The 13,375-nt window shown below is 72.1% G+C and carries 13 protein-coding genes; 10 read left to right on the top strand and 3 right to left on the bottom strand.

The window, feature by feature from the left end; translation table 11 throughout:
• Positions 1–203 precede the first annotated feature (203 nt).
• A complete protein-coding gene (locus tag IF19_RS0107155) occupies positions 204–1,436 on the top strand; it encodes a S1 family peptidase (RefSeq protein ID WP_030115583.1) in 1,233 nt (410 codons plus the stop codon).
• Positions 1,437–1,561: 125 nt separating this feature from the next.
• On the opposite strand, the gene IF19_RS0107150 is transcribed toward IF19_RS0107155, so the two are convergent.
• On the bottom strand, positions 1,562–2,752 hold the full coding sequence (locus tag IF19_RS0107150) for a helix-turn-helix domain-containing protein (protein ID WP_234313168.1): 1,191 nt from the start codon (positions 2,750–2,752) through the stop codon (positions 1,562–1,564).
• A 174-nt stretch (positions 2,753–2,926) separates the two neighbouring features.
• On the opposite strand from IF19_RS0107150, the gene IF19_RS0107145 reads away from it, so the two are divergent.
• The 5 genes from IF19_RS0107145 (at position 2,927) to IF19_RS0107125 (ending at position 7,508) form a co-directional block, all read left to right on the top strand.
• Positions 2,927–4,447 carry a sigma-70 family RNA polymerase sigma factor gene (locus IF19_RS0107145; RefSeq protein WP_030276194.1) on the top strand — a complete coding sequence of 507 codons (1,521 nt, stop codon included), beginning with the start codon at positions 2,927–2,929 and terminating at the stop codon, positions 4,445–4,447.
• Between the two features lie 195 nt (positions 4,448–4,642).
• Positions 4,643–5,101, top strand: coding sequence for a hypothetical protein (locus tag IF19_RS0107140; protein WP_128647543.1), 459 nt, complete (start codon positions 4,643–4,645; stop codon positions 5,099–5,101).
• Between the two features lie 12 nt (positions 5,102–5,113).
• A complete protein-coding gene (locus tag IF19_RS0107135) occupies positions 5,114–6,466 on the top strand; it encodes a hypothetical protein (protein WP_030115577.1) in 1,353 nt (450 codons plus the stop codon).
• Positions 6,467–6,495: 29 nt separating this feature from the next.
• Entirely contained in the window at positions 6,496–6,996 is a 501-nt protein-coding gene (locus IF19_RS0107130; protein ID WP_030115576.1) for a hypothetical protein, read from the top strand.
• Positions 6,993–7,508 (top strand): hypothetical protein, encoded by a 516-nt coding sequence (locus IF19_RS0107125; RefSeq protein ID WP_030115575.1) that lies wholly within the window; start codon positions 6,993–6,995, stop codon positions 7,506–7,508. Before IF19_RS0107130 ends, IF19_RS0107125 begins: the two co-directional genes overlap by 4 nt.
• A gap of 91 nt (positions 7,509–7,599) precedes the next feature.
• On the opposite strand, the gene IF19_RS0107120 is transcribed toward IF19_RS0107125, so the two are convergent.
• On the bottom strand, positions 7,600–8,091 hold the full coding sequence (locus tag IF19_RS0107120) for a GNAT family N-acetyltransferase (protein ID WP_030115574.1): 492 nt from the start codon (positions 8,089–8,091) through the stop codon (positions 7,600–7,602).
• A 49-nt stretch (positions 8,092–8,140) separates the two neighbouring features.
• On the opposite strand from IF19_RS0107120, the gene IF19_RS0107115 reads away from it, so the two are divergent.
• Complete coding sequence (locus IF19_RS0107115; protein WP_030115573.1) at positions 8,141–8,956, top strand: exodeoxyribonuclease III; 816 nt, start codon at positions 8,141–8,143, stop codon at positions 8,954–8,956.
• A gap of 116 nt (positions 8,957–9,072) precedes the next feature.
• Here the strand turns inward: IF19_RS0107115 and IF19_RS0107110 are convergent, their stop codons facing one another.
• Entirely contained in the window at positions 9,073–9,714 is a 642-nt protein-coding gene (locus IF19_RS0107110) for a MerR family transcriptional regulator (RefSeq protein WP_030115572.1), read from the bottom strand.
• 168 nt (positions 9,715–9,882) lie between these two features.
• Between IF19_RS0107110 and IF19_RS0107105 the strand changes: the two genes are divergently transcribed.
• Genes IF19_RS0107105 through IF19_RS0107095 form a run of 3 tightly spaced genes read left to right on the top strand, consistent with a single transcriptional unit; the run spans position 9,883 to position 13,336 of the window.
• Entirely contained in the window at positions 9,883–11,481 is a 1,599-nt protein-coding gene (locus tag IF19_RS0107105) for a flavin-containing monooxygenase (protein ID WP_030115571.1), read from the top strand.
• On the top strand, positions 11,478–12,446 hold the full coding sequence (locus tag IF19_RS0107100; RefSeq protein ID WP_030115570.1) for an alpha/beta fold hydrolase: 969 nt from the start codon (positions 11,478–11,480) through the stop codon (positions 12,444–12,446). The genes IF19_RS0107105 and IF19_RS0107100 overlap by 4 nt, the downstream gene beginning before the upstream one ends.
• Entirely contained in the window at positions 12,443–13,336 is an 894-nt protein-coding gene (locus IF19_RS0107095; RefSeq protein WP_030192223.1) for an SDR family oxidoreductase, read from the top strand. Before IF19_RS0107100 ends, IF19_RS0107095 begins: the two co-directional genes overlap by 4 nt.
• The last annotated feature ends 39 nt before the right edge of the window (positions 13,337–13,375 follow it).

The raw sequence follows: 13,375 nt of genomic DNA, 5'->3' as shown, positions 1-13,375 counted from the left end.
AGTTCTCGGCCAGTTCTGTAGAAAAGAGCCCCACCGCCCCTCCTTGTCGCGGCAGTTCCGGCTGGGCCAGAGTTCGAGGCGCGGCGACAGGAACATGTCATCGCCGCCGGGCAGTGTCCATGGAACACACCGCGCTTCCCCAGGCGCGGTGTGGCCACCCCCCCCATTGTCTGGACGCTCGCCCGCGTAGCGGAAGGATTCGCGTGAAGCACGGAAAGAAGAACACGCGCAGATACATCGTGGCCGCCTCCGTCGGCGCCCTCCTGTCGGCCGGAGTCGCCACAGGGGCGTACGCCGGTACGACGGGGGAGTCCTCGGCCCCGGCGTCGGCCCCCGCATCGGCTCCGGCGTACCAGCCGGAGATGCTGAAGGCGCTCGCCACCACCCTCGGCGTCAGCGAGAAGGCCGCCGCCGAGCGGCTCGACCGCGAGGCCGACCAGCGGGACCGGTTCGCGGAGCTGCGGAAGGACCGGGTCGAGACGCTCGGGGCCTTCTTCGCCCAGGACGGTTCGCTGGTCGTCAACGCCGCCGACGCCGAAGCGGCCGAGGACGTCCGGGCCGCGGGTCTCCGGGCCCGGGTCCCCGAGCGCGGCGAGGGCGAACTCGACCGCATCAAGGCCCAGCTCGACGCCAAGGCGCTCAAGAGCGCCCCGGCCGGGGTCTCCGCCTGGTCCGTCGACCTCGCGTCGGACACCGTGACCGTCGAGGTGAACGGGGCGTCGGACGCGGCCACCCGCAGCTTCCTCACGACCGCGCGGAGCAACGGCGACGCCGTCCGCGTCGTCAAGGGCCAGGAGAAGCTGGAGACCCAGGCCGTCGTTCCGCCCGGCAGCCGGATGACCTTCAACGGCTACCTGTGCTCCGTGGGTTACGGCGCCAAGGACCGCAACGGCAAGCAGGTGCTCGTGACCGCCGGGCACTGCATCGAGGACCTGCCGGCCCTCGCCTACAACGGAACCCGGTTCGCCAAGGGCACCCACACCCGGTTCGCGCTGGGCACCCGCAGCGTGGACATGGGCATCGCCTCCGTCGACGCCGGCAACTCGATCGGCCTCGACATCACCACGTACGGCAAGGCCGGCACCGTCCCGGTCAAGGGCAGCAAGCGGGCCCCCTCCGGCGCGGCGCTCTGCAAGTCCGGCCAGACCACCGGCTGGACCTGCGGCAAGGTCGGCTCGTACAACGTGAGCGTCACCTACACCGACCAGAACGGCGGCCCGGACACCGTCGTGACCGGTCTGGCCAGCTCCAGCGTCTGCACCCAGGGCGGGGACAGCGGCGGCGCGTACGTCTCCGGCGACCAGGCCCAGGGCATGACGTCGGGCGGTCCGACCAACCAGCGCTGCAGCGGCCAGGTCAACTCGCCCGGCTCGTCCTACTTCCAGCCGCTGGACGACGCCCTCGCGTACTACGGGCTGACGCTCAACACGAAGTAGTCCGCGACACACGAGACCGGCCGAAGGCCACCCCCCAGAACACGGGAGGCCGTCCACTCATCCTGGGCGGCCTCCCGTCTCCATGTTCGCGGCCCGTCATTCCCGTTCAGGGACCGTCGTTCCGTTCACGGACCGTACTCCCACGCCACCCCGTGCACGCCGGGCTTGCACCGGGAGGTGAGGACGTGGACGTCGTGCGCGGCTCCCAACGGAATACGCCGTTGTGCGCGGGGCGGGACGCCGACCTTCTCCCGGACGTAGCGGTGGCAGTCCACCGGCAGGGCGCCGGGATGGAAGTAGACCTGCTGGAGGTATTCGTGGAGGTTGGTCCGCGACCAGCGCTCGTAGTGCGTCGCCGGGGTCAGGGACGGGCTCACCTCGACCGCGTAACTCACCACCGTCGTGTCCAGCTTGGCCAGCTTCCGTCCGAAGTGGATCTCCAGCACGAGGGACTTGAGCCCCTTCAGGTACGTGGCCTCGGCCAGCCGGCCGCAGGTGACCCGGATGTCGACCGGCTCGGCCGCCTCGTCGTCGAAGCTGAGCACGAAGAGCGCCCGGTCGGCCCCGGCCCGGCCGGCCCGCAGGACGTTGGTGGTGGAGAACCCGCTCATCGTGCCGCTCTCGCCGATCCGCACGATGTCGTGCACCATCAGCGAACTCGTCTCCTGGTTGAAGTGGCGGAACCGCGCGCCGAGCGCCTTCTCCACCACCGAGTCCTCCCCGAGGATCTGGAGCGCCGCGCCCTCCGCGCCCGGCGGCGTGGTCCGGCCGCGCGGGCGGCGCGGCCCGAGCAGCGAGCGGAGCGTGCCGGCGGGGAGGTCCAGGATCTCCTCCAGCACGTCCACCGCCCGCAGCGAACGGGCCCGTTCCGGCTGGCTGCGACCGCGTTGCCAACTGCTGAGGGTGGCCTGGCTGATGGTGATGCCGCGCGCCTTGAGCCGTTCGCTCACCCGTTCCAGGGAGAGCCCGCGCCGGCCCAACGCCTCCCGCAGGACCGCCGGGAAGGTGTCGGCGCCGGTCGCCGCCGCGTGCAGAGCCGAGGTGGTGAGGGCCCGGCCGGTGCGCGCGGCGGTGATGTGCGCCTCCTCCGTGCGTACGGGTTCGGCGGAGGCGGCGTCGGCGCCCGGCTGGTCCGGCCGTGCGTCGGCGTCGGCGGCGGTCCGCCCCCGGTCGTCCCGACTGTCCCGGTCGTCCCGGTCCGGCCGGCCTCCCCGGTCCGGCGGGTCCGGCTGGTCCGGCGGGTCCGGCCGGTCTCCGTCTTCCCGGTCCGGCCGTGCGGTGGCGCGTGTCTTGTCGGAGTCCGCTCTGCGCGACATGTCCCTCCCGTTTCCGGCACTCTCCCGGCGGGGCGGTCTGCGGGCCCCCGCATACTGGGTGACCACCGGAGAGCGGCCGGATAACAGAACTCCCGGACGTGACCTGCCCCACGTACGGTGGCGAACCGGAACGCGCGGACAGGCGGCGGGGCGCATGTGGGCGACCGAACGCAGATGGTGAACAGAACGAAGGACGTGGTGGGTGTGACGGGCGTGGAGGGCACCGCTCTGGTCCTCGCGGCGAGGAACGGCGACCGGGCCGCCGGGGAACGGCTGGCCGCCCAGTACCTCCCCCTGGTCTACAACGTCGTCGGGCGCGCCCTCAACGGCCACCCGGACGTCGACGACGTGGTGCAGGAGACCATGCTCCGGGCGCTCTCCGGCCTGCCCGCCCTGCGTGATCCGGCCCGCTTCCGCTCCTGGCTCGTCGCCATCGCCATGAACCAGGTCCGCAGCCGCTGGTCCCACCTCGGCCACCGACCCGCCCCGCTGGAGGAGACCGACGAGCCCGCCGACCCGGCCGCCGACTTCGTCGACCTGACGATCCTGCGCCTGGAACTCTCCGGCCAGCGGCGCGAGACGGCCGAAGCGACCCGGTGGCTGGACGACGCCGAACGCGACGTGCTGTCGCTGTGGTGGCTGGAGACGACCGGCGACCTCACCCGGCCCGAACTGGCCGAGGCGCTCGGCCTCTCCCCGCAGCACGCCGCCGTACGCGTCCAACGGGTGAAGAACCAGCTCGACATCGGCCGTACCGTCGTCCGGGCCCTGGCCTCGGACCCCCGCTGCCCGGCCCTGGCGGACCTGGTGGGCGACTGGGACGGTACGCCGACGCCCCTGTGGCGCAAGCGGATCGCCCGCCACGTCCGGGGCTGCGCCGCCTGCTCCGACGGCAGCACGGGGCTGGTCCCCGCGGAGGGACTGCTCTCCGGGCTCGCCCTCGTGGTGCCGCTCTACGACACCGGGCACGCGGCGGCGGCCGTCGCCACCTCGGCCGCACCGGCCACCGCCGCCGCGACGGGGCAGGCGGCGTCGCACGCCGCCCCGGCCGCCTTCTCGGCGGGCAAGGCGGCCGGGCTCCTGGCCGGGGCGGCCGCCGTGACCGCCCTCGCCGTACTGGTCTGGCCCTCCGCACCCGCCCCGCCCGAGTCGCGTGGCGCCGCCCCCAGCCCCACGCCGCCGGCCGCGAGCGCCCCCGCCGAGCCGGGCCCCGCGCCGTCCACGCCCCCACCGACGCCCACGCCCACCGTGAGCCGTACGCCCACCGCCGCCCCGAAGCCCACCGCGTCGCGCGCGACCGCCGCACCGCGCCCCGGACCGGACGCCCGCGTGGTCACCCGGGTCAACACCCTGCGCGCCGCCAACGGCTGCCCGCAGCTCGCGACCGACCCCCGGCTGACCCGGGTCGCCCAGCAGCACTCCGCCGACATGGCCGCACGCGACTACTTCGGCCACACCGACTCCGCGGGCCGGGACATGGGCGAGCGGGTCGAGGCCACCGGCTACGACTGGTCGGCGGTCGGCGAGACCATCGCGACCGGTACGCGCGATCCGGCGGCGGTCGTCGAGGAGTGGCGCACCAGCCCGGGGCGCGGCCAGGACATTCTCAACTGCGACTTCACGCACGTGGGCGTGGGCATCGCCGACTCCCCGCGCGGCCCCTACTGGACCCAGGTGCTCGCGACCCCGAGGTGAGCATCCGCCGCGTCGGCCCAGTCGCGGACTGTTCGACCGGATCCTCCAACTCCCCTTAATTAGCGGGCGCGAAGAAATATCCCGAAGGCTCGTGTCATGTGATCGTCCGGCCGGTAAGGTTCGTGCCATCGAAACCGGGTGCCACGTCCGAGGTTGTTGTCCGGCGTGCGCGCAGACGCGGGGGTGTGCGGGTCGATGAGTTCCGGCAGCGTTGCAGAACAGAAGATGCAACTGGCTCAACTGGATGGCGGCGGGGCAGGCGGCGGCGCGGGAACTTTGGCCACCACCGCCGCGGACAAGGCGCGCGCGCAGGCGTACATACGCGACCACCTCACGAGGAACACCGCCGATGCCGGCCGCATGGCCGAAGGCGGTGGGGCAGGGCCGGTTCCTGTGACTCCCGTTCTGCCGACGCCGAGTGTGCTCAGGGCGGACACGGGGCTGGAGGGCCTGTCGGAGTGGGCGTCCGCAGCCGGATTGTCCGACGCGATGAGCACATGGCGGGGGCAGGTAGGGCGGCTCATGGCCCGGTTGGGCAGGGAGCAGGCGGCGTTGGGCGAGGCGAAAGACATCTTCCGGGGCCACGAGCTCAGCACATCCTCGGAGCTCGATTCCGTGCGGGTGGCACCGCCCAGCCCCTTCGACAGGATGTGACCGGTACCTCTCGTGACACTCACCTACCAAGATGTCATCAGCGCGGATCTGTCATCGCTCCTGAAGGCCTCCGAGGTGTGGCGGAGGATGGGCGACCGCTTCGGCGAACTGAGGGACGACTATGCGACGCACGTGACGAACGCCCTGGGGAACGGCAACTGGCAGGGCGACGCCTTCGGTTCCCACCGGACGTCCTCCCGGGTGACTTCCTTCGAATACGCGGCGGCCGAGAAGGAAGCACACGCCGTCGCCGGGCTCCTGGAGGAGGCGCACGGCGAGTTGGCCCGATTACAGAAGGCCGTGAAGGACCTCGTCGCCGATGCCGAAGCGAAGGACTACCGGGTCGCCTTCGACGGCAGGGTCGAATACATCGGTGACGACAAGCTTTCGCCTCAGGCTCGGACCGCCTTCGACCATGATCCGGACCGCGAGCGGGCGATCGCTCTCTCCCGGCAGCACGCCCAGGAGTGGGCGGAGGCGATCGCCTCCGCCGTGAGGGCTGTCGACACCGCGGACCAAGGCGTCAGGAGAGCACTGGTCAGGGCGGCCGCGGACACGTCCATGGACGGTGACGGCTTCGGTGGGTTCAACGCGCACGGTGTGGGCGGCCTGGCCGAAGCCGGTGCGGTCGAGGACGGCACCGCCACGAGACCTGGCGGGTGGATATCCGACGGCAAGTCCTCCCTGACAGGTCCCGATCTCGGGTTTACCGTCACCGGCCCCAAGTACGGCAAGGAGGGGACCGTCAAGGCGTATGCGGACCTCTTCCACGCCACGGCTGACGGAACGCTGACCCGAGGCGATATGACCCTCTCCGGGGTTGCTGACGGCTACGGAGGAGCTCGCGCCACTGCCAACCTCGGCATCACCGGGGAGGGGCTCGTCGCCAAGACCGAGGTGTCAGCGGGACTCCGAGGGCTGACGGAGGGCCGGGTCGAGTACGGGCACGTCGGCGCTTACAGCCGCCTGGAAGCGTTCGCCGGCGGGGAGGCGGCGGGCAGCCTCAAGGCGACGAAGAACGAGCTGACCGTGGGCGGCAAGGCCTTCGCCGGGGCCAAGGGGGGCTCGGCTGCGGGCGTTGAAGTCGCGGGCATCGGCCTCGGGGGGACCGCCGAGGGGTGGAAAGGCGTGGGAGCGGAGGCGTGGTGGGGCTACAAGAAGGACGAAACCACCGGTGAGTACAAGATCGGCGGCAAAGCGGGCCTGTCGCCCGCCATGGGGGGTGCGGTGGGGCTTGAGATCACCGTCGATCCGGGCGAGTTCGCCCATGCCGCCGGTGATGCGGCCCGTGCGGTCGGTGATGCGGCCGACGCGGTCGGCGGCGCCGCAGGCTCTGCTAAGAAGACTGTCGCCGACTGGTTCTGATGCACCGTTTCCTTGGAAGGAGGCGCTTGATGTCCGTGACGTTGCCGGTGCCCATCGCGTTCCGTCTCCCGGAGGGGTGGGAACCCGCTCTCTCCGGGGCGGACGAAGCCGCGGGCGTGGCCTTTGCGGCTGTACTTCCACGGCCGGACGGGTTCTCTCCCAACATCACTGTCGACGGCGCGCACCTGCCGGAGACGACGTCCCTTGCCGACGCCGCCGACGCCTCGGTGGAGAGGCTGCGCGAGGTCGCCGCATCCGTGGTGGTGGCTGATCGCCGTGAGGCCGGGTCGGCGGAGGTGCCCGCGCTGGCGCAGCGGCTCACCTTCTGGGGAACCGTCGGCGGTGTGCGCCGCGAGCTCGTCCAGTCCCAGGTCTATCTGTGTCTGGTGGACGTGGCGGACCCGCACAGACGGGCGGTCGTTCGGCTCGCCCTGACCGCGGACGAGGAACGGCACGACGGAGTGGTCGGGGACTTCCAGGAGTTCGTGCGCTCGGTCCGCCCGGACACTGGGACAGGGATATCGCCATGAGCCGTTTCAGGGACCGGATGACCGGGACCAAGTACCCCGAGAGCGGCGTCGCGCCGCTCCCGGCCGAGGAGGTCCGGGCCGCGCTGTTCGCGGTCAACGGGGCGGAGAAGCCCTTTCGCGTACGGCATGCCTTGCCGACGGAGAAGGGCGATCTGGTCGCCGAGTGGCGGGTGCTGGAGCCCGCCTGGCGGTCCTATTTCGTCCGGACGCAGGTGGACCGGCTGATGAAGACCCGGATGCTCCTGGACCCCGAGAAGCACGAGGTGCGCAGCCTGGACGAGGAGTGGCAGGTCACCTGGCTCGGGGACACCCCCCGGCTGGCGACCTCGCGGGCCTACGGCCGGGGGCAGCTGACCACCGTCATATGGGAGTGGGAGTACGAGCGGGACGCCGACGGACACCGCCGCCGGGTCAAGGTCTACCGGTTCGACTCGCGGGTGATGAAGGGCGCCCTGCAGAAGGCGGTCCTCGGCGCGGGGTGGACCTGGCGGGGCAAGATGTACAAGCTGTGACCCGTCTCCGCGGCCCGTACCCCCGGTGCGTGGGCCGCGCTGCCACGCCCCGCGCACCCCGGCCTACGGGACGCGGCTCCCGCGCGCCGGGTCAGGCGCCGGGGGCGCGCAGCGGCTTGGACATGCAGATGCTGCTTTCGTACTCCCGGTAGTGGCCGAACTTCTCGCACACCGCGTAGCCGCTCGACGTGTACAGCGCGACGGCCTCCGGCTGCTGGTCGCCGGTCTCCAGAACCATGCGGACCCGGCCGGCGGCGCGGGCGTCCTCCTCCAGGGCGGCCAGCATCCGCCGGGCCAGCCCCCTGCCGCGCCCCTCGGGGATCACGAACATCCGCTTGATCTCGGCGTCGCCGTCCCAGTAGCCCTGGTCGTTGCGGTTCTGGGTGCGCCAGCCGCCGGTCGCCACCGGGCGCTCGCGCTCGTCGTAGGCGATCAGGTACAGACCGTGCGGGGGCGTGAACATCGTGGGGTCGAGCGGTGTGACATCGCCCTCGTCGCCGTAGCGCTCGGCGTATTCGAGCTGCACCTGGTCGTTGAGTTTGACGGCGTCGGGGTGGTCGAACGCCCGAGGGTGAATAAGCATGCTGGGTATCGTATATCTGTGCGCAGGGATGTGTAGGTACTGTTTACGGATGCTGACCGTTACCTCCGCGAATGTAAACGGACTTCGCGCCGCCGCCAAAAAAGGCTTCGTCGAGTGGCTGGCGGGGACCGACGCCGATGTGATCTGCCTCCAGGAAGTGCGGGCCGAGCTCGCCCAGCTGCCCGAGGGGGTCGGTGACCCCGAGGGGTGGCACACCGTCCACGCGCCCGCCGCAGCCAAGGGCCGGGCCGGCGTCTCGCTCTACTCGCGGCAGGCTCCCGAGCGGGTCCAGATCGGCTTCGGCGGTCACGGGGCGCCCGGGGCGGAGGAGTTCGACGCGAGCGGCCGGTACGTGGAGATCGACCTCCCCGGCGTCACCGTCGCGAGCCTGTACCTGCCCTCCGGCGAGGTCGGCACCGAGCGCCAGGACGAGAAGGAGCGCTTCATGGCGGCCTTCCTGCCCTACCTCCAGGGACTCAAGGCGCGCGCCGCGGCGGACGGTCGCGAGGTCGTGGTCTGCGGCGACTGGAACATCGCCCACCAGGAGGCCGACCTCAAGAACTGGAAGGCCAACCGCAAGAGCTCCGGCTTCCTCCCCGAGGAGCGCGCCTGGCTGACCCGGGTGCTGGACGAGGCCGCGTACGTCGACGTCGTCCGGTCGCTCCACCCGGACGTCGAGGGGCCGTACAGCTGGTGGTCCTACCGGGGGCGCGCCTTCGACAACGACACCGGCTGGCGCATCGACTACCAGATGGCCACCCCGGGGCTGGCCGGGCGCGCGGTGAAGGCGTGGGTCGAGCGGGCGGCCACGCACGGCGAGCGCTGGAGCGACCACGCGCCCGTCACGGTCGTCTACGAGCGGTAGGTCCGCGCGGGCCGTGTCCCGCGCGGGTCGTGCGCGGGCGGGTCCGGGGCTCGTGGGGTCGGCGTGCGGGAGTCCGTGCGCCGGAACTCGTGAGGCGTGCGTACGCGCGCCCGCGCTCACGTCTTCGGGGGCTGTGTGCCGTCCTCGCGCCGTAGCCTCCGGTCCAGGGCCATCGACAGCTCCGCGTCCACCACCGCGCGGGCCAGTGGCCGGAGTTGGGCCGGTTCGGTCTCCTTCGTATGGGCATGCAGTACGCGTACGAAGATCTCCGCGAGCGCGTCGGCGTGCTCGCGGACGCGGCGGCCCGAGGAGAGCACCGTGGACAGCGGCACCCCTTCCCGTACCAGCTCGGCCGACACCTCCAGGAGGCGGCGGCTGATGTGCACGATCTCGTCGCCGTCCGTGGCGAGGTACCCGAGGTCCAGAGCGGTGGCGAGGTTCTCCGGGGTGACCTCGCCCTCGAAGTAGTCCGCGAGCTGCTCCGGGGTGAGGCGGACCGGGGTCTCCTCGGTCGGCTCGCCCAGGCCCAGCACCTCGGCGACGTCGCGGCCGCTCTCGAAGGTGGCGGCCAGGTCCGCGATGCCGTTGAGCGTGTGGCCGCGCTCCAGCAGGCCGGTGATGGTCCGCAGGCGGGCGAGATGGTGGTCGTCGTACCAGGCGATACGGCCCTCCCGGCGCGGCGGCGGGATCAGCCCGCGCTCGCGGTAGAAGCGCAGGGTCCGCACGGTGATGCCCGCTGCCCGGGCCAGCTCCTCCATGCGGTATTCGCGGTGCTCGCGTCCTTCAGCCACAGGGGCACCCTATGTTGTACCGCCGGTAACTTTCCTCGGTCCGCCCCCTACCCATCAGTACGGTCCTGCTCTACTCTCCGAACCATGCCAGTGATTGCTGGCAGGGTGGCGTGACGTACCGCGGGAGGCGGCAGCATGGCCCAGCAGGAACACGTACGTGTGGCGGTGATCGGAACCGGATTCGGGGGCCTGGGGGCCGCTGTCCGGCTGCGCCGCGAAGGCATCACCGATTTCGTCGTCCTGGAGAGGGCCGGATCGGTGGGCGGCACCTGGCGCGACAACAGCTATCCCGGCTGCGCCTGCGACGTACCGTCCCACCTCTACTCCTTCTCGTTCGCGCCCAACCCCGACTGGCCCCGCACCTTCTCCGGCCAGGAGCACATCCGGGCCTACCTGGAGAGCGTCGCCGACAACTTCGGGCTCCGTCCGCACATCCGGCTGAACCACGAGGTGAAGCTGATGACGTGGGACAAGGAGAACCTGTACTGGGTGATCGAGGGCGCTGACGGATCGATCCTGCGCGCCGATGTCGTCGTCTCCGCGACCGGGCCGCTCTCCGACCCCAAGACGCCGGACATACCCGGGCTCGACTCCTTCCCCGGCAAGGTCTTCCACTCCGCGCGCTGGGACCACGACTACGACCTGGCCGGCAAGCGCGTCGCGATGGTCGGCACCGGCGCCTCCGCGATCCAGATCGTCCCGGCGATCCAGCCGAAGACCGCCAAGCTCACCCTCTTCCAGCGCACCCCGCCCTGGGTCATGCCGCGCATGGACCGCGCCATCGGCAAGGCCGAGCGCGCCCTGCACCGGGCCGTCCCCGTCACCGGCACCGCGCGCCGCGGACTGCTGTGGGGCATCCGCGAGCTGCAGGTCAGCGCCTTCACCAAGCACCCCCAGCAGCTCGGCCTGGTGGAGAAGCTGGCCAAGTCCAACATGGCGCGGGCCATCAAGGACCCGGTGCTGCGGGCCAAGCTGACCCCGAACTACCGCATCGGCTGCAAGCGCATCCTGCTCTCCAACGCCTACTACCCGGCGCTCGCGAAGCCCAATGTGGACGTGGTCGCCGCCGGGCTCACCGAGGTCCGCGGCTCCACGGTGGTCGGCGCCGACGGGAGCGAGGCCGAGGTCGACGCGATCATCTTCGGCACCGGGTTCCACGTGACGGACATGCCGATCGCGGAACGGGTCGTCGGCACCGAGGGCATCACCCTCGCCGAGACCTGGAAGGACGGGATGAACTCGCTGCGCGGCGCGACCGCCGCCGGGTTCCCCAACTGGATGACGATCATCGGCCCGAACACCGGGCTCGGCAACTCCTCCATGATCCTGATGATCGAGTCCCAGCTGAACTACATGGCCGACTACCTGCGGCAGTTGAACGTCCTGGGCGGCCGCGCCGCGCTCGACGCCCGGGACGCCTCGGTCACCGCCTGGAACGACAAGGTCCAGCAGCGGATGAAGCGCACCGTGTGGAACACCGGCGGCTGCACCAGCTGGTACCTGGACGCGGAGGGCCGCAACACCACGGTCTGGCCGGGCACCACGGGCGAGTTCCGGCGGCAGACCCGGTCGGTGGACCTCGCGGAGTACGACGTCGTCCGGGCCGGCGGCGCGGGCGGCGCGCCGCGGGGCGGCGGGAGCGGGCGCGTGCCCGAGCAGCCCGGCCGCACCGACCGCGAGACCGTGACCGCCGCGTCGGACGCGGGACCGGTCGCCGAGGAGGCCGCGCGATGAGCCGCCTCCTGCACCGCTACAGCGTGCCGCCGGTGCCCGACGCCGAACTGGCCGTACGGTCCGCCGACGGGGAGCGCGTCCACGTCGAACTGCACGGCCCCGAGGGCGCCCCGGCGGTGGTCCTCGCCCACGGCTGGACCTGCAACACCCGCTTCTGGGACGCCCAGATCCGCGACCTGGCCGTCGACCACCGGGTCATCGCCTACGACCAGCGCGGCCACGGGCTCAGCCCCGAACCGGGCCCCGGCGGCTACAGCACGAACGCGCTGGCCGACGACCTCGAAGCCGTCCTCACCGCGACGCTCGACCCGGGCCGCAAGGCGGTGATCGCGGGGCACTCCATGGGCGGGATGACCGTGATGGCCGCCGCCGCCCGGCCCGCGCTGCGCGAACACGCGGCCGCCGTCCTCCTCTGCTCCACCGGCAGTACGCGGCTGACCGCCGAGGCGCTGGTCGTCCCGATCCGCGCGGGCGCGCTGCGGACCCGGATCACCACCGCCGTCCTGGGCGCCAAGGCGCCGCTCGGCCCGGTCAACCCCGTGACGAAGAAGGTCCTCAAGTACGCGACGATGGGGGCCGGCTCGGCTCCGGACCGGGTCGACGCCTGCGCCCGGATCGTGCACGCCTGCCCGCGCCGCGCCCGGGTGGCATGGGGCCATGTGCTCGCGGAGCTGGATCTCGCGGCGGGCGTACGGGAGTTGCGGGTGCCGACGGCGGTGATCGCCGGCACGGACGACCGGCTGACCCCGCCGGTCCACGCACGGGCCATCGCGGACGCCCTGCCGGTCGACCTCGGGCTGACCGAGCTGGCGGGCATGGGCCACATGACACCGGTGGAGGCCCCGGAGGCCGTCACCGCGAAGATCAGGGAGCTGGTCACCCGGTACGTCGCCGAGGGAGCGGGCGCGCGGGGGACGGCCGGACAGGGGAAGGCCGCCACGGCCGAGAAGGAGGATGTCGCATGAGCGGCAAGCGGAGTCTGGAGGGCCAGGTCGTCGTCGTCACCGGCGCGGCCCGGGGCGTGGGCGAACTGCTGGCCCGCAAGCTGTCCGCACGCGGCGCGACGCTGGCGCTCGTCGGCCTGGAGCCGGACGAGCTGAAGCAGGTCTCCGAGCGGCTGCACGGCGAGAGCGACCACTGGTTCGCCGACGTCACCGACCACGAGGCGATGGCCCAGGTCGCCCGCGAGGTCAAGCAGCGCTTCGGCAAGGTGGACGTGGTCGTCGCCAACGCGGGCGTCGCGGCCGGCGGCCCCTTCGCCGACTCCGACCCGGACGCCTGGCGGCGGGTCATCGAGGTCAACCTCATCGGCGGCGCGGTCACCGGGCGGGCGTTCCTGCCGGTGCTGATGGAGAGCCGCGGCTACTTCCTGCAGATAGCGTCGCTGGCCGCGATCACCCCGGCCCCGATGATGACCGCGTACTGCGCGTCCAAGTCGGGGGTGGAGGCGTTCGCCCACAGCCTGCGCGCCGAGGTCGGATACAAGGGCGTGAAGGTCGGCGTCGGCTACCTCTCCTGGACCGACACCGACATGGTGCGCGGAGCCGACCAGGACGACGTGATGCGCGAGTTGCGGCAGCGCCTGCCGTGGCCGATGAACCGCACGTACCCGCTCGGCCCGGCCGTCGACCGGATCGTGGACGGCATCGCCCGGCGCTCCCCGCACGTGTACGCCCAGTGGTGGCTGCGCGGGATGCAGTCGGTCCGCGGCTACCTCCCGTCGGTCATCGCGGTCGGCGGTCCGCGCGAGATGCGGCGGTTCGAACCGCGCCTGCACACCGTGTCCAAGGGGCTGGTGGGGGCCGGGGGCGCGGCGGACCAGAACGCGCGGGCGGAGCGCGCGGACAGCGCGTAGCGGGGCGGCCCCGCCGTACGCGGTGGGGCGTCCGGGCCG

It is taken from the genome of Streptomyces californicus, assembly GCF_000717645.1.
In the GTDB taxonomy this organism is placed as follows: Bacteria; Actinomycetota; Actinomycetes; order Streptomycetales; family Streptomycetaceae; genus Streptomyces; species Streptomyces californicus.
This window is presented reverse-complemented; position numbering and strand designations above follow the sequence as displayed.